This window comes from Phenylobacterium sp., from assembly GCF_013911965.1.
In the GTDB taxonomy this organism is placed as follows: domain Bacteria; phylum Pseudomonadota; class Alphaproteobacteria; order Caulobacterales; family Caulobacteraceae; genus Phenylobacterium.
This window is the reverse complement of sequence record NZ_JACESE010000004.1, coordinates 39,416-53,773: the sequence shown is the minus strand read 5'-3', so window position 1 is coordinate 53,773 and position 14,358 is coordinate 39,416. Positions and strand designations below refer to the sequence as shown.

15 protein-coding genes are annotated in these 14,358 nt (G+C 69.9%); 9 read left to right on the top strand and 6 right to left on the bottom strand.

Annotation, left to right across the window (positions count from 1 at the left end):
- Window positions 1–103: 103 nt before the first annotated feature.
- The gene (locus tag H2041_RS05185; RefSeq protein ID WP_293410203.1) at window positions 104–973 is read right to left on the bottom strand and encodes a UTP--glucose-1-phosphate uridylyltransferase; all 870 of its coding nucleotides are present in this window, start codon (window positions 971–973) and stop codon (window positions 104–106) included.
- Window positions 974–1,157: 184 nt separating this feature from the next.
- On the opposite strand from H2041_RS05185, the gene H2041_RS05180 reads away from it, so the two are divergent.
- The gene (locus H2041_RS05180; RefSeq protein WP_293410201.1) at window positions 1,158–1,442 is read left to right on the top strand and encodes a hypothetical protein; all 285 of its coding nucleotides are present in this window, start codon (window positions 1,158–1,160) and stop codon (window positions 1,440–1,442) included.
- Window positions 1,443–1,481: 39 nt separating this feature from the next.
- Here H2041_RS05180 and glmS read toward each other — a convergent pair whose 3' ends face one another.
- Window positions 1,482–3,302, bottom strand: a complete 1,821-nt coding sequence (gene glmS / locus H2041_RS05175) for a glutamine--fructose-6-phosphate transaminase (isomerizing) (RefSeq protein ID WP_293410199.1) — start codon at window positions 3,300–3,302, stop codon at window positions 1,482–1,484.
- A 128-nt stretch (window positions 3,303–3,430) separates the two neighbouring features.
- Between glmS and glmM the strand changes: the two genes are divergently transcribed.
- Together glmM and H2041_RS05165 are read left to right on the top strand one after the other, a co-directional pair.
- Window positions 3,431–4,783, top strand: a complete 1,353-nt coding sequence (gene glmM / locus H2041_RS05170) for a phosphoglucosamine mutase (protein WP_293410197.1) — start codon at window positions 3,431–3,433, stop codon at window positions 4,781–4,783.
- Window positions 4,784–4,889: 106 nt separating this feature from the next.
- Window positions 4,890–5,051 (top strand): hypothetical protein, encoded by a 162-nt coding sequence (locus H2041_RS05165; RefSeq protein ID WP_293410194.1) that lies wholly within the window; start codon window positions 4,890–4,892, stop codon window positions 5,049–5,051.
- Window positions 5,052–5,112: 61 nt separating this feature from the next.
- On the opposite strand, the gene H2041_RS05160 is transcribed toward H2041_RS05165, so the two are convergent.
- From H2041_RS05160 to H2041_RS05150, 3 genes are all read right to left on the bottom strand, one after another.
- Entirely contained in the window at window positions 5,113–6,615 is a 1,503-nt protein-coding gene (locus H2041_RS05160) for a phosphomannomutase/phosphoglucomutase (RefSeq protein WP_293410191.1), read from the bottom strand.
- A gap of 95 nt (window positions 6,616–6,710) precedes the next feature.
- Complete coding sequence (locus tag H2041_RS05155) at window positions 6,711–7,679, bottom strand: KpsF/GutQ family sugar-phosphate isomerase (protein ID WP_293410189.1); 969 nt, start codon at window positions 7,677–7,679, stop codon at window positions 6,711–6,713.
- On the bottom strand, window positions 7,676–7,921 hold the full coding sequence (locus tag H2041_RS05150) for a hypothetical protein (RefSeq protein WP_293410187.1): 246 nt from the start codon (window positions 7,919–7,921) through the stop codon (window positions 7,676–7,678). The genes H2041_RS05155 and H2041_RS05150 overlap by 4 nt, the downstream gene beginning before the upstream one ends.
- Before the next feature lie 120 nt (window positions 7,922–8,041).
- Between H2041_RS05150 and gpmA the strand changes: the two genes are divergently transcribed.
- The 4 genes from gpmA to H2041_RS05130 all read left to right on the top strand — a co-directional run bounded on the left by gpmA (window position 8,042) and on the right by H2041_RS05130 (window position 11,870).
- Window positions 8,042–8,755 (top strand): 2,3-diphosphoglycerate-dependent phosphoglycerate mutase, encoded by a 714-nt coding sequence (gene gpmA / locus H2041_RS05145; protein ID WP_293410185.1) that lies wholly within the window; start codon window positions 8,042–8,044, stop codon window positions 8,753–8,755.
- Window positions 8,752–9,195: a deaminase gene (locus tag H2041_RS05140; protein WP_293410183.1), complete on the top strand. Its 444-nt coding sequence runs from the start codon at window positions 8,752–8,754 to the stop codon at window positions 9,193–9,195. The genes gpmA and H2041_RS05140 overlap by 4 nt, the downstream gene beginning before the upstream one ends.
- A 66-nt stretch (window positions 9,196–9,261) precedes the next feature.
- A complete protein-coding gene (locus H2041_RS05135) occupies window positions 9,262–10,524 on the top strand; it encodes a pentapeptide repeat-containing protein (protein ID WP_293410181.1) in 1,263 nt (420 codons plus the stop codon).
- A gap of 83 nt (window positions 10,525–10,607) precedes the next feature.
- Window positions 10,608–11,870, top strand: a complete 1,263-nt coding sequence (locus H2041_RS05130) for a pentapeptide repeat-containing protein (RefSeq protein ID WP_293410179.1) — start codon at window positions 10,608–10,610, stop codon at window positions 11,868–11,870.
- A 78-nt stretch (window positions 11,871–11,948) separates the two neighbouring features.
- Here H2041_RS05130 and H2041_RS05125 read toward each other — a convergent pair whose 3' ends face one another.
- Complete coding sequence (locus H2041_RS05125) at window positions 11,949–12,404, bottom strand: Hsp20 family protein (RefSeq protein ID WP_293410176.1); 456 nt, start codon at window positions 12,402–12,404, stop codon at window positions 11,949–11,951.
- 223 nt (window positions 12,405–12,627) lie between these two features.
- Here H2041_RS05125 and H2041_RS05120 point away from each other — a divergent pair, with 223 nt between their 5' ends.
- Together H2041_RS05120 and H2041_RS05115 are read left to right on the top strand one after the other, a co-directional pair.
- Window positions 12,628–13,476 carry a methyltransferase gene (locus H2041_RS05120; protein WP_293410174.1) on the top strand — a complete coding sequence of 283 codons (849 nt, stop codon included), beginning with the start codon at window positions 12,628–12,630 and terminating at the stop codon, window positions 13,474–13,476.
- Between the two features lie 2 nt (window positions 13,477–13,478).
- Window positions 13,479–14,354 carry a methyltransferase gene (locus H2041_RS05115; protein ID WP_293410703.1) on the top strand — a complete coding sequence of 292 codons (876 nt, stop codon included), beginning with the start codon at window positions 13,479–13,481 and terminating at the stop codon, window positions 14,352–14,354.
- The last annotated feature ends 4 nt before the right edge of the window (window positions 14,355–14,358 follow it).

The following is a 14,358-nucleotide window of genomic DNA, read 5'->3' as shown; positions in this document are numbered from 1 at the left end:
GATCCGTACAGTTGTCACTTGCGCCACGGCTAACAAACGCCGGCGCAATGTGAAAGCGCCGTGATCCCTTAAGGGCTCCGTCGTAGGATCGACCGCGGCCGGCTCAGAGCAGTTCGGTGATGGCCCGGCGCGCCGAATCGGCCAGGTCGGGCCGGCGCAGGGCGAAGGCCACATTGGCTCGCAGCAGCCCGATCTTGTCCCCGCAGTCATAGGTCACGCCCTCATATTCCAGGGCGTGGAACGACTGGATCTTCATCAGTTCGGCCATGGCGTCGGTCAGCTGGATCTCGCCGCCGGCCCCCTTTCCCTGCTTCTCGAGCAGGGGGAAGATGTCGGGCTGCAGGACATAGCGGCCGCTGATGAAGAGGTTGGAGGGTTCGGTTCCGGGCGCCGGCTTTTCGACCATGCCGCGCATCTTGTTCAGACGGCCGTCCTGGCTCTCCAGGTCGACGATGCCGTACTTGTGCGCCTCGCCTTCCGGCGCCGGCTCCACCACCACGATATTGCCGCCCACCCTGTCGTGCGCCGCCACGGCCTGGGCGAGCGCGGGGGTGTCGGCGGCCATCAGCATGTCGGGCAGCATGACGGCGAAGGGCTCGTCGCCGATGATGTCGCGGGCGCACCAGACCGCATGGCCGAGGCCGAGCGGCGCCATCTGGCGCACGAAGCTCATCTGGCCGGGCTTCGGGAGGTCGCGACGCACGTCCGCCAGGATCTCGGCCTTGCCCTTGGCTTCCAGGGCGCCTTCGATCTCGGGCGAGGAATCGAAATAGTCCTCGATGGCCCCCTGGCCGCGGCCGACGATGAAGACGATGTGCTCGACGCCTGCGGCGCGGGCCTCTTCGACGATGTAGGACAGGATGGGGCGGTCGACGACGTTGAGCATGTTCTTGGGCGTCGTCTTGGCGCCGGGAAGCACCCGCGTGCCCAACCCCGCCACTGGCAGCACAGCCTTACGAACCCGTCCGCTCATTCCGTCCTCCAGCGCCTCTACGACCCCTGTTCGCCTAGCCGAGCCGTCAGGCGAAATCCACCACCGAACGGCGAAACCTGCCGGTGGGTGGCCGGGCGCCTCCTGACGATCACGAAATTGGGAACAGAGCCGGGCGGCCGGGAGTTAACGCCACCGGGGCCAATCCCAAGGGGAGCATTCCACTGTGAAGATCCGCACTCTGACCACCGTTCTCGCCGGCGCCGTCGCCGCCGTCTCGCTCGCCGCCTGCGGTGACAACGACGCCGCCGAGACCACCGAAACCATGCCGGAAGCGACCGACTCCATGGCCGCCGATCCGATGGCCGCCCCGCCGGCCACGACCGACGGCATGGCGACCACGCCTCCGGCCGACGGCGCCGTGGGCCCGGACGGCATGACGCCGCCGCCGGTCAACGACCCGGCCATGACCGACCCGAACGCGACGTCTCCGGCGACGGAGACCCCGTAAGGTCCGAATTCGCCCGCTCCGCCCCGCGCGGGGCGGGCGTTATTCCACCGTGACGGACTTGGCCAGGTTGCGGGGCTGATCGACGTCGGCCCCCTTCTGCACGGCCACGTGGTAGGCCAGCAGCTGGATCGGCGCCGACATCACCAGGCTGGAGATGAGCGGGTCCGACGACGGTGCGGTGACGACCACCTTGGCGCCGGCCGGCGCGTGCCGCGCCCCCTCGGTGTCGGTGATGAAGACCACCTGACCGCCCCGGGCCATGACCTCGCTCATGTTCGAGGCCGACTTCTCGAACCAGGCGTCATAGGGCGCCAGGATGATGATCGGCGTGCGGTCGTCCACCAGGGCGATGGGGCCGTGCTTCAGCTCGCCGGCGGCATAGCCCTCGGCGTGGATGTAGCTGATTTCCTTCAGCTTCAGCGCCCCTTCCAGGGCGAGCGCCGACATCGGGCCGCGGCCGAGGTAGAGCACGTCCTTGGCCTTGGCGATCTCCGCGGCGATGTCGCGGATGGCGTCCTCCAGCCCGATGGCCTCGGCGATCAGCCGCGGCGCCCCCAGCAGCACCTTGACCAGCCGCGCCTCCTCGGCCTCGTCGATGCGGCCCCGGGCCTTCGCCGCGGCGATGGCCAGCGCGATCATGACGCTGACCTGGGCGGTGAAGGCCTTGGTGGAGGCCACCCCGATCTCCGGCCCGCAGTGGATCGGCCACACCACGTCGGACTCGCGGGCGATGGTCGACTCCGTGGCGTTGACCACCGCGGCGCTCCTCATCCCCTTGGCCTGGCAGTAGCGCAGGGCCGCCAGGGTGTCGGCGGTCTCCCCCGACTGCGACATGGCGATCACCAGAGCGCCGGAGCGCAGGGCCGGCTGGCGGTAGCGGAACTCCGAGGCGATCTCGACGTCCACCGGCAGGTCGGCGAGCTGCTCGATCAGGTACCGGCCGATCATGCCGGCGATATAGGAGGTGCCGCAGGCCACGATCTGGATGCGCTCCAGGCCGGCGAAGTCGACGCCGCCCGGCAGCTTCGCGCGGCTGGTCAGGGCGTCGACATAGGCCGAGATCGTGTGCTGGCACCCCTCCGGCTGCTCATGGATCTCCTTCTCCATGAAGTGGCGGTAGTTTCCCTTCTCCATGAGGACGGCCGAGGCCGGAACGGTCTTGATCTCGCGGGTGACCGGCGCGCCGGTTTCGTCGAACACCTGGGCCCCCTCGTGGTCGACGAGGGCGAAATCGCCGTCCTCAAGATAGGCCACGCGGTTGGTGAAGGGGCCCAGCGCCAGGCCGTCGGAGCCGACGAACATCTCGCCCTGCCCATACCCGAGGGCCAGGGGCGGGCCATTGCGGGCGGCCAGGATCACCTCGTCCTCGCCGCCGATCAGCACGCAGAGCGCAAAGGCGCCGTTCAGCCGGTCGAGCGTCGCCTGGAAGGCCTTGAGCGGCGACAGGCCCTTTTCCAGGTTGGAATCGAGCAGGTGGGCGACGACCTCGGTGTCGGTGTCGCTGGCGAACGTCCGGCCGGCCGCGGTGAGCTCGGCCTTCAGCTCGGCGAAGTTCTCGATGATGCCGTTGTGGACCACCGCCACCCGGCCGACGATGTGCGGGTGGGCGTTGCGCTCGGTCGGCGCGCCGTGGGTGGCCCACCGGGTGTGGCCGATGCCGGTGGTGGCGTGCAGCGGATCGGCGGCGAGAACGGCCTCCAGTTCGCGCAGCTTGCCGGGCGCCCGGCGACGCTGCAGGCGGCCGTCGACCTGGGCGGCGATGCCCGCCGAGTCATAGCCGCGGTACTCCAGGCGCTTGAGACTCTCGACCAGGCGGTCCTGGACCTCGCTCTTGCCGACGATGCCGATGATCCCGCACATGGGCCAAACCTCACTCCGCTTTGTCGGGATCGCCCGACATGTCTAATCTCTCGCCCCGCGCCGCCTTTAGCATTCGCAAACGCGGGGTCGACTAAATCTGGGTTTCCGATCTTTTCGTGAGTTCCACCATGTCCAAGCGCGCCTACTTCGGAACCGACGGCATTCGGGGCGAGGCCAATCGCCATCCGATGACCGCCGAGGTCGCCCTGCGGGTCGGCATGGCCGCCGGCAAGGTCTTCATGTCCAGGGACGAGCGCCGCCACCTCGTGGTCATCGGCAAGGACACGCGTCTGTCCGGCTACATGATCGAGCCTGCGCTGGTGGCCGGATTCGCCAGCGTGGGCATGGACGTGCGGCTGCTGGGGCCCATGCCGACGCCGGGCGTCGCCATGATGACGCGCTCCATGCGCGCCGATCTGGGCGTGATGATCAGCGCCTCGCACAACGCCTTTTCCGACAACGGCATCAAGCTGTTCGGTCCCGACGGCTTCAAGCTCTCCGACGAGCGCGAGCTGGAAATCGAGGCCCTGATGGACGAGGGGCTGCAGGAGCGGCTGGCCGCCCCCGAGGCGCTCGGCCGGGTCTCGCGCATCGACGATTCGCAGGCCCGCTACGTCGAGATCGCCAAGGCCACCTTCCCGCGGCGGCTGGGCCTGAACGGCCTGCGCATCGTCATCGATTGCGCCAATGGCGCGGCCTACAAGGTGGCGCCGACGGCCCTCTACGAACTGGGCGCCGAGGTCATCAAGCTGGGCGTCGAGCCGAACGGCTTCAACATCAACAGCGAGTGCGGCTCCACCCATCCCGAGGCCATGGCCAAGATGGTGAAGGAGTATCGCGCCGATATCGGCATCGCGCTGGACGGCGACGCCGATCGCCTGGTGATCTGCGACGAGACCGGACGCGTGGTCGACGGCGACCAGATCATGGCGCTGATCGCCGACCATTGGGCCAAACGCGGCCGGCTGGCGGGCGGCGGCGTGGTCGCCACGGTGATGTCCAACCTCGGCCTCGAGCGCTTCCTGGCGGCGCGGCAGCTGAAGCTCGAGCGCACGCCGGTGGGCGACCGCTCGGTCATGATGCGCATGCGCGAAGGCGGCTACAATCTCGGCGGCGAACAGTCCGGCCACGTGATCCTGTCGGACTTCTCCACGACGGGCGACGGGCTTCTGGCCGCCCTGCAGGTGCTGGCCGTGCTCAAGGAGGCCGACAAGCCGATGAGCGCGCTGGCCCGCCAGTTCGAGCCGGTGCCCCAGCTCCTCGAAAACGTGCGCTTCGGCGGCGGCCGCCCGCTGGAGAGCGAAAAGGTGAAGGGCGCCATCGCCCAGGCCGAGGAGCGGCTGAACGGCGGCGGGCGCCTGCTCGTCCGCGCCTCGGGCACCGAGCCCCTGATCCGCATCATGGCGGAGGGCGACGACGAGAAACTGATCTTCGAGATCGTCCACGAACTGGCCGGCGTGGTGCGTCAGGCCGCCGCCTGACGGAAGGCTTTCAGCAACCCTGTTCAGCCTCGGCGAATTATGTCAGTCTCGTAATGTCCTGGCCGCTCGACCGGTCCGGAGACATAGAATGACTGGGAGAAACGTCATGGCTCGCGACTCTGCCATTGCAGGGCGTAGGGCGACGGGCACGCAGCGGGGCGCAGCCTCGGTGGCCTGTCTCGCCTTCGTCGGATTCCTCGCCGCCGCCTTCTGGGCCGGGGCCGTCTTCATCGGCCAGCAGCTGATCAGCCTCTTCGCCCTGGGCTGATTTCGCCCGCATCGTGCGTCCGGATCGACCCACCGAACGGTGAGCCGATCCCTGACGCATGTCAGACTTCCTGATTGTAGGCGCCCACCTGCGGATGCTTGGCCAGCCGCGGCTTGACCTCTTCGCGGAAGAGGGCGCGCATGTCGTCGGCCGACGACGTGCTCTCCACCACCACCACGATCTCCGGCTTGTTGGACGAGGCGCGCACCAGCACCCACGAGCCGTCCTCCAGGGCCACGCGCACGCCGTTGACCGTGATCAGGTCGACGATCTTGCGGCCCAGGATCGTCCCGCCCTGGTCGCGCAGGGCCTGGTATTCGCTGACGATCCTGTCGACCACGCCGTACTTCTCCTCGTCGGGGCAGTGCGGCGACATGGTCAGAGAGGTGTAGGCGACCGGCAGGGCCTTCTTCAGGTCCGAGAGCTTCTTGTCGGGATTGCGGTCCAGCATCGACAGGATGGCCGCAGCCGCCACCAGGCCGTCGTCATAGCCGCGGCCGATGGGATCGTTGAAGAAGAAGTGGCCGCTCTTCTCGAAGCCCGCCAGGGCCTTCAGCTCGGCGGTCTTGCGCTTGATGTAGGAGTGGCCGGTCTTCCAGTAGACGGTGGTCGCGCCGTTGGCCTTCAGCACCTCGTCGGTGGCGTAGAGACCGGTGGACTTCACATCCACGACGAAGGTGGCGTCCTTGTGCAGGGCCGAGAGGTCGCGCGCCAGCATCAGGCCGATCTTGTCGGCGAAGATCTCCTCGCCCTCGTCGTCGACCACGCCGCAGCGGTCCCCGTCGCCATCGAAGCCCAGGGCGACATCGGCGCCGTACTCGCGCACGGCCTTGGCCATGGCGTGCAGCATCTCCTGGTCTTCCGGGTTGGGATTGTACTTGGGGAAGGTCCAGTCCAGCTCGCAGTCCATCTCGTAGACGACGGCCACGCCCATCCTGCGCAGCGCCTCGGGCGCGAAGGCCCCGGCCGTGCCGTTGCCGCAGGCGCAGACCACCTTGAGCGGGCGCTTCAGGCTGGCGCGGCTGGCCACGTCCTCGATGTAGCGCTCGGTGACGCCGGAGACGTGGGTGAGGCTGCCGCCGGGGCGCTGCTCCCACTTGCCCGACAGCACGATCTCCTTCAGCCGGCCCATCTCGTCGGGGCCGAAGGTCAGGGGGCGCTGGGCCCCCATCTTCACGCCGGTCCAGCCGTTCTCGTTGTGGCTGGCGGTGACCATGGCCACGCAGGGGGCGTCGAGGTCGAACTGCGCGAAGTAGGCGATGGGCGACAGCGCCAGGCCGATGTCCAGAACCTCGCATCCGGCCGCCACCAGGCCCAGGGTCAGGGCCTGCTTGATGGAGAGCGAGTAGGAGCGGAAGTCGTGGCCGACCACGATCTTCTTCTGGCCCATCTCGTGGATCAGCGTGCCCAGCCCCAGGCCCAGCGCCTCGACGCCCAGAAGGTTGAGGTCCGGCCCGAAGAGCCAGCGGGCGTCGTATTCGCGAAAGCCCGTCGCCTTGACCAGCGGCTGGGTCTCGTAGGCGAGGGTGTTCACGGCGAGGTCGGCGCGAGGGGCTGACAGCATCTGGGCTCCGCAGGTGGGTCGAAACAGCTTTCGGTGGAAATCAAGCCTGGAGGCTAGCCGAACGCGCAGCCTCTACTGTGGGTTCGCGACGGTTGCTACATCACGCCTGCCCGAAGCAGGTCGTGGACGTGGAGAATGCCTACGGGCCGGTCGTCCTCGACCACGAACAGGACGGTGACGGACGGCGGAGGATCGCTCATCAGGGCCAGGGCCTCGGAGGCCATCATGCCCGGCGGCACGGTCTTCTTCGGCCCCGGCGTCATCACCTCGCCCGCAGTGTGGGAGAGCAGGCCGTCGATATGGCGGCGCAGGTCGCCGTCGGTGACGGCGCCGACCAGGCGGCCGTCCGCATCGGTGACGCCGACGATGCCCCAGCGCTTTTCGGTCATGACCAGCAGGGCCTGCGGCATGGGCGTGTCGTGGCTGACCAGCGGCAGCTCGCCCGGGCCGTGCATCAGGTCGCCGACCGTGCGCAGCATGGCGCCCAGCTTTCCGCCGGGATGGAAGGTCTTGAAGTCGCCGGCTGTGAAGCCGCGCCGCTCCAGGAGCGCCACGGCCAAGGCGTCGCCGAGCGCGATCTGCAGCGTGGTGGAGGTGGTCGGGGCGTTGACCTCGGCCGTGGCCTCCGCGCCGTCGGCCAGCTGCAGGATGACGTCGGCGGCCGCGCCGAGGGTGCTCTCGCGCACGGCGGTCAGGGCGATCAGCGGGATTCGGAAGCGTTTGGCGTAGGCCAGGATGTCGGCCAGCTCCCGCGCTTCCCCGGACTTCGACAGGGCCAGCACCACGTCGTCCTGGCCGATCATGCCCAGATCGCCGTGGCTGGCCTCCGACGCGTGGACGAAAAAGGCCGCCGTGCCGGTGGAGGCGAAGGTGGCGGCGATCTTGCGCGCCACGTGGCCGGACTTGCCGATGCCGGTGCAGGCGATGCGGCCGCGGGCGGCGAACAGCAGGTCGACGGCGGCGGTGAAATCGCCGTCCAGCGCGTCGGCCTGCAGGGCCAGGGCGGAGGACTCGGTGGCCAGAACGCGGCGGCCCACCGCGACGGCGTCGAAGCTTGCGGTCATGGATCGGGTGTAACGGCTTGGGTCTGCAGGTCCTGGACCGCCTCACGGGCGGCTTCGATGCGGCGCTGCGAGGCCTCGGTCTGCCGCTTCATGGCCGCCTGCATCTCAGGCGTCTGCAGGACGGGCGTGTGGCCGAAGGGGCCGGGCGAGCGGGCGCCGAGGCCCTGGGGCCAGACGAGGGCCAGCGCCACCGTCAGCACGGTCGCCAGGCCCAGAAGCGGGAAGAACAGACGGTCGAACATCGCGGTTCGGTATAGCGCCTCGCCCGCGTCGGGGCCATGGCGTTCGGGCGCTCTGCGCCTTGACGGCGGCAAGGCCGCGCCCTAGCCGGAACGCGTCCCGCCGCCCAAGGAGATCTCCCAGTGCCGACCCTCGTCCTGCTGCGTCACGGCCAGAGCCAATGGAATCTGGAAAACCGCTTCACCGGCTGGGTCGATGTCGACCTGACGGCCGAGGGCGAGGCCCAGGCGACCAAGGGCGGCGAGCTGATCAAGGCCGCGGGGCTGCAGATCGACCGGGCCTACACCTCGGTGCTCACGCGGGCCATCCGCACCTGCTGGCTGGCGCTCGCCGCGGCCGGCCAGGCCTATGTGCCCGAGGTCAAGGACTGGCGGCTGAACGAGCGCCACTACGGCGGCCTGACCGGCCTGAACAAGGCCGAGACGGCGGAGAAGCACGGCGAGGAGCAGGTGAAGATCTGGCGCCGATCCTACGACGTGCCGCCGCCGCCGCTCGCGCCCGGCGGCGCGTTCGACTTCTCCAAGGATCGCCGCTACGCCGGCGCCGTCCTGCCCGACACCGAGAGCCTGAAGACCACGCTCGACCGCGTGCAGCCCTACTGGGAGGCGCAGATCACGCCGGACCTGAAGGCCGGGCAGACCCTGCTGGTGGCCGCCCACGGCAATTCCCTGCGGGCCATCGTCAAGCTCCTCTTCGCCGTCGGCGACGACGACATCGTCGGCGTGGAGATCCCCACCGGCAATCCGCTGCTGATCGAGCTTACCGACGACCTGAAGCCGGTGTCGGCGCGCTATCTCGACGAGAGCCGCGCCCAGGCCTTGCCGGCGGTCGGTTGAGCCGGGCGCTCGACATCTCGCACATGCGCCGCGCCATCGAACTGGCGCGCGGCCAGCTCGGGCGGACAGGGGCCAACCCCGCCGTCGGCTGCGTCATCGCCGCCGGCGAGCGGGTGCTGGGCGAGGGCGCCACGGGCGATGGCGGCCGGCCTCACGCCGAGGAGCTGGCCCTGGCCGCGGCCGGCGGCCAGGCGGCGGGCGCCACGGCCTATGTGACGCTCGAACCCTGCGGCGTCCGCTCCTCCGGCGCCGCCTCCTGCGCCCGCCGCCTGGCGGAGGCTGGCGTGGCGCGGGTCGTCATCGCCAGCCGTGACGCCTCCGTCTTCGCCGCCGAGCAGGGACCCGCCCATCTGCGGGCCGCCGGCGTGGCCGTGGAATGGGGGCTGCTGGAGGCGGAGGCCGCGCGCCTCTACGAGGCCTATCGCCCGGCAAAAGGCTAAGACGCGGAAGGGGCTCGTTAATCTTGCGGCCGTAGGCTCAGGCGACGCTCGCTGCAACCGGCCCCCATGCTCTCCGCCCGCCCCGCCTCGATCCCCGAACTCCGGCGCCTCACCCAGGCCGAGGTCGATGCGGTGTGCGCCAAGCATGACCGTCTTTGGACCTCCCGCCCCGGCGGCGCCCGGGCGGTGTTCGCCTGGAAGGACCTGACCGGCGTCGACCTGCGCGGGCGCAACCTGTCGGACGCCGACTTCACCGGCGCCTGCCTCAACGAATGCACGATGCAGGGCGCGCGCCTGGACAACGCCAACCTGTTCGGCTGCGACATGCAGGGCGCCAATCTCGTCGACGCCTCCCTGCGGCGGGCCGACCTGCGCGGCGCCTGCCTGCGCGGCGCGAACCTGACCGGCGCCGACCTGTTCGAGGCCGACCTTCGCGAAGGCTCGATCGCCGCCGCCGACCGCGACCACGGCCTGCGCATCCTCGAACACCTGGCCCGGGCGGGCGAGGTGCAGGGCGCGGTCCTGGCCGGGGCCAATCTCGAGCGCTCGCGCCTTTCGGGCGTGATGGCCGCCCGCGCCGACTTCTCCGACGCCGTGCTCAAGGACGCCAAGCTGGTCCGGGCCAATCTGAAGCAGGCGAACATGAGCGGCGCCAACATGCAGGGGGCCGACCTGTCCGGCGCCGACCTCGCTGGCGCCGACCTGCGCGACGCCATTCTCGTGGGGGCCAAGACCTTCGCCTGGAACGTCAGCAAGGCCGAGATGGAGGGCGTCCTGACCGACGCGCCGGCCGGCATGGCGGTGGCGGACCTGCCCTACAAGACCATGATCCGCGAGCACGCCCGCTGGTGCGAAACCGGCGGAGCGGAAGGCAGCCCGTCGGTCTTCGACAATGCCGACCTGCGGGCCCTGGAGACGATCCGCGGCTTCAACCTGACGGCCCTCTCGGCCAAGGGCGCGGTCTTCTACGGCCTCGACATGGAAGGCGTGCAGATGCAGGGGGCGCAGCTCGACGGCGCCGACCTCCGCGCCTGCAACCTCCGCCGCGCCGACCTGCGCGGGGCGCGACTGATGGGCGCCAAGCTCTCCGGCGCGGATCTGCGCGACGCGCAACTCGGCCCGCTGCTCATCGGCTCCAACCGGCTGCTTCCCAGCAACCTCACCGGCGCGGCGCTCAAGAACACCGACTGCGCCCGCGCCGACTTCCGGCAGGCGGTCCTCGTGGACGCCGACCTCTCACGCGCCAACTTCACCGGCGCGCAGCTCAAGCAGATCGACCTCACGCGTGCGAAGCGCGCCGGCGCCCGGGGCCTGGCCGACGTCATCTAGAGAACGTCGTTCTCTTAACTCTTGGTTTTGAACTTGTGCGGCAGATTGCCGCGACAATCGTTCACATGGAGATAGGAACGCCCGTGTCGGCCGCCGTCGCTCTTTCCGGTCGCAGGAAGCTCTCCCTCGGTGAGATCGAGATGGTCCTCGCCGCGCACGAGCGGTTCATCACCGGTCGGCCGGGCGGAAAGCTGGCGGCCCTGCGCTTCATCGACTTCACGGGCGTCGACCTCTCGGGCCGCAACCTCTGCGACGCCGACCTGTCGGCCTCGATCTTCGATGGCGCCAAGCTCGTCGGGACGAAGCTCGAGCGCGCCAACCTGTTCGGCTGCGACCTGCGCAAGGCCGACCTGCGGCGGGCCAATCTCAGCCGCGCGGACCTTCGCGGCGCCTGCCTGCGCGGCGCCGACCTGACCCAGGCGAACCTCACCCAGGCCGACTTCCGCGTCGGCCAGGTCGCCGTGCCCCACCCCTCCAAGGGACTGGCGTCGCTGATCCACCACCAGCGTTCGGGCGAGCTCGACCACGCCAAGCTCACCGGCGCGACCCTGGACGGATCGCAGCTCGAGGAGGTCAGCGCCTTCGCGACGGACTTCACCGACTGCTCGCTGCGGGGCGCCAAGCTCAACCGCGCCAATCTGAAGGACGCCAATCTCGAAGGCGCCATGATGGACTGGGCCGACGTGGCGGGCGCCAACCTCGAGGGCGCGCAACTGGCCGACTCGGTCCTGACGGGCGTGGATATCCGCAAGGCGCGCACCTCCGGCGCCAATCTGGAGGGGGCGCTTTCGGCGCCCGACCAGGAGGCGATGGACCTCGCCGGCGACCACTATCAGATGGCGCTCGCCAACCAGACCTGGTGCAAGACCGGCGGTCGGGAAGGCAAGCCGGCCTGCTTCGACGGCAAGGACCTGCGGCCGCTGGACCAGCGCCTGCGGGGCCTGCGTCTCAGCGTGATGAGCGCGAAGGGGGCGATCCTGGTGGGCCTGGACCTTGCGGGCGTCCACCTGCAGGGCGCCAATCTGGAGGACGCCGACCTGCGCGGGGTCTGCCTGCGGGGCGCGGACCTGCGCGGGGCCAAGCTCGCCGGCGCCAAGCTCACCAAGGCCGACCTGCGCGAGGCGATCCTCGGGCCGCTGCCGCTCAGCGCCGACCGCGTCAACCGCGGCGACCTGCATCATGCGCGGATGCGCTATGTGAACGCGCAAGGAGCGGACCTGACCAGCGCCATCCTCGACGAGGCGGATGTCCGCGGCTGCGACTTCTCCGGCGCCATGATGCGCGGGGCGAGCCTCCGCGGCGCGGACCTGTCGCTGGCGCTCGGTCTGGAAACCCTCGGCGCCTGAAACCTCTCCGCTCAAAGAAAGAGGCGGCGCGTTTCCGCGCCGCCTGCAGGGTGAAGACAGCCTTGTGGGGGGAGGGACTTAGGCGGCCTTCTCGCCTTCGATCAGATCCTGGGCCGGGCCCGTGGCGATCTCGATCTGGCGGGGTTTCAGGGCTTCCGGGAGCTCGCGACGGAGCGAGATCGAAAGCAGGCCGTCGGCGAGGCGGGCCTCGGTCACGACCACATAGTCGGCCAGCTGGAAGCGGCGCTCGAAGTCGCGTTCGGCCAGGCCGCGGTGCAGGAACCGGCGGGTCTCGTCATTGGCCGCCTTGCGACCCTGGACGGTGAGCAGGTTCTCCTTGACCTCGATGGTCAGCTCGTCGGCGCGGAAGCCGGCGACGGCGATCTCGATCCGGTAGGCGTTATCGCCCGTGCGCTCGATGTTGTAGGGCGGATAGCCGCTGGCGGCGTCGGCCGCGGCGGTTTCCAGCAGGCCGGCCAGACGGTCGAAGCCGACGACGGAGCGGTAGAGCGGGGAAAAGTCGAGAGTACGCATGTGCGGTCACATCCTTCTTGGCTAAGCAAGGTTGCGTCATGATCGACCTGCGGCGAGCCGTTCGGCCTCGCCTGCGGCCGGAAGGCCCGGACATCCAGCGCCTTCGCTCAAGGATTTGGGGCGCAGTTTTTCGGTTTCAAGAGGTCGATCGCACAGGCTCAGCCTTGCCAGATCGTCTCGCGTCCTTAGGGTCACCGGCCAGCAAGAACGCCGGAGCCCAAGCATGTTCCACCCCAGGTTCGAAGCCTTCGTCGTGGGCGCCGTCGCGGCGCTCGCCCTGAACACCGCAGCCCAGGCCGAGGACGCCGTCCTTCGCCAGGTGATCGGCGGCGGCCAGCGCGGCGAGGCCCATGTGGCGCGCGACGAGGCGCGCCATCCGTACGAAAGCCTGGTCTTCTGGGGCCTCAAGCCGGGCCAGACCGTCGTCGAGATCTCCCCCGGCTCGGGCTACTGGACGGAGATCCTGGCCCCCTACGTCAAGGCCGCCGGCGGGACCTACGTGGCCGCTGTCGCCGACCTGGACGATCCGGGCCTGTCGGACGGGGCGCGTAAGGGCCGCGCCGCCTTCGAGGCCAAGTATGCGGACGCCGCGGTGTTCGGCGACATCGCCTATGTCGGCTTCGGCGCCACGTCGAAGCCGCTCGGCGCGCCGGGTTCGGCCGACCTCGTGCTCACCGCCCGCAACATCCACAACTGGATGTGGCGGGACGGCATGCTGGAAAAGGCGATGAACGACTTCTACGCCGTCCTCGAGCCGGGCGGCGTGCTGGCGGTGGAGGAGCATCGCTCCGATCCCCGTCCGGAGGTCGAGGGGGCCCGCGACGGCTATGTCTCGACCGCCACCGTGGTGGCCGCCGCCGAGAAGGCCGGGTTCAAGCTCGAGGCCCAGTCGGAGATCAACGCCAATCCCAAGGACACGAAGGATCATCCGTTCGGCGTCTGGACCCTGCCGCCGGTCCGCCAGAGCGCGGCCCGAGGCGAGGCGCCGGCCGCCGACTTCGACCGCGCCAAGTACGACGCCATCGGCGAGAGCGACCGCATGACCCTGCGATTCGTGAAGCCGGCGGCGTGAGCATGGCGGACCTGTTGCTTTCGCGTCGCGCCGCCCTCGCCGGCGCCCTGTCCCTCGGCGGGGCGGCCCTGGCCGGCTGCAACCGGGGGGAAGAGGCCGAACCTCGGGTGCCCGCCTCGGCCATGACCCTGCAGGAGGCCGTCGCCGGCGAGTGGCGGCCCCCGGAGGACAAGGCGCGCGACGCCTGGCGCCATCCGGCGGAGACGCTGGACTTCTTCGGCCTGAAGCCGGGCATGACGGTGGTCGAGATGTGGCCCGGCGCCGGCTGGTACACCGACATCCTGGCGCCGTACCTGGCCGCCTCCAACGGCAAGCTCTACGCCGCCAACCTGCAGCCCAGCGACCCCGCCTCGGTCGAGGTGGTCGAGGCCTACCGGCAGAAGCTGCGTTCGCGTCCGCGTCTCTATGGGGAGGTGGAGATCACCGCCTTCGGACCGACCAGCGGGCCGATCGCGCCGGCCGGCACGGCCGACCTGGTGCTGACCTTCCGCAACATCCACAACTGGATGGCCGGCGGCATCGTCGACAAGGCCTTCGCCGACGCCTTCGCGGCCCTCAAGCCCGGCGGCGTGTTCGGCGTCGTGGAGCATCGCGCCGAGCCCGGCGGCGTCCAGGATCCCGCTGCGGCCAGCGGCTATGTGGATCAGGCCTATGTCATCCGCCTGGGGCAGGAGGCCGGTTTCATCCTGGACCGGACCAGCGAGATCAACGCCAATCCGCGCGACACCAAGGATCACCCCTTCGGCGTCTGGACCCTGCCGCCGGTCGGCCGCACCTCGCCGCGCGGCGAGCCCGTGGACCCCGACTTCGACCGCAGCCGCTACGAGGCGATCGGCGAGAGCGACCGCATGACCCTGCGGTTCGTCAAGCCGACCTGAGGCG

Excerpts from the sequence above, each read along its gene's own strand:
- H2041_RS05185 (WP_293410203.1), bottom strand. The coding sequence starts at position 973 with ATGAGCGGACGGGTTCGTAAGGCTGTGCTGCCAGTGGCGGGGTTGGGC.
- glmS (WP_293410199.1), bottom strand. The coding sequence starts at position 3,302 with ATGTGCGGGATCATCGGCATCGTCGGCAAGAGCGAGGTCCAGGACCGC.
- glmM (WP_293410197.1), top strand. The coding sequence starts at position 3,431 with ATGTCCAAGCGCGCCTACTTCGGAACCGACGGCATTCGGGGCGAGGCC.
- H2041_RS05165 (WP_293410194.1), top strand. The coding sequence starts at position 4,890 with ATGGCTCGCGACTCTGCCATTGCAGGGCGTAGGGCGACGGGCACGCAG.
- H2041_RS05160 (WP_293410191.1), bottom strand. The coding sequence starts at position 6,615 with ATGCTGTCAGCCCCTCGCGCCGACCTCGCCGTGAACACCCTCGCCTAC.
- H2041_RS05155 (WP_293410189.1), bottom strand. The coding sequence starts at position 7,679 with ATGACCGCAAGCTTCGACGCCGTCGCGGTGGGCCGCCGCGTTCTGGCC.
- H2041_RS05150 (WP_293410187.1), bottom strand. The coding sequence starts at position 7,921 with ATGTTCGACCGTCTGTTCTTCCCGCTTCTGGGCCTGGCGACCGTGCTG.
- H2041_RS05135 (WP_293410181.1), top strand. The coding sequence starts at position 9,262 with ATGCTCTCCGCCCGCCCCGCCTCGATCCCCGAACTCCGGCGCCTCACC.
- H2041_RS05125 (WP_293410176.1), bottom strand. The coding sequence starts at position 12,404 with ATGCGTACTCTCGACTTTTCCCCGCTCTACCGCTCCGTCGTCGGCTTC.
- H2041_RS05120 (WP_293410174.1), top strand. The coding sequence starts at position 12,628 with ATGTTCCACCCCAGGTTCGAAGCCTTCGTCGTGGGCGCCGTCGCGGCG.
- H2041_RS05115 (WP_293410703.1), top strand. The coding sequence starts at position 13,479 with ATGGCGGACCTGTTGCTTTCGCGTCGCGCCGCCCTCGCCGGCGCCCTG.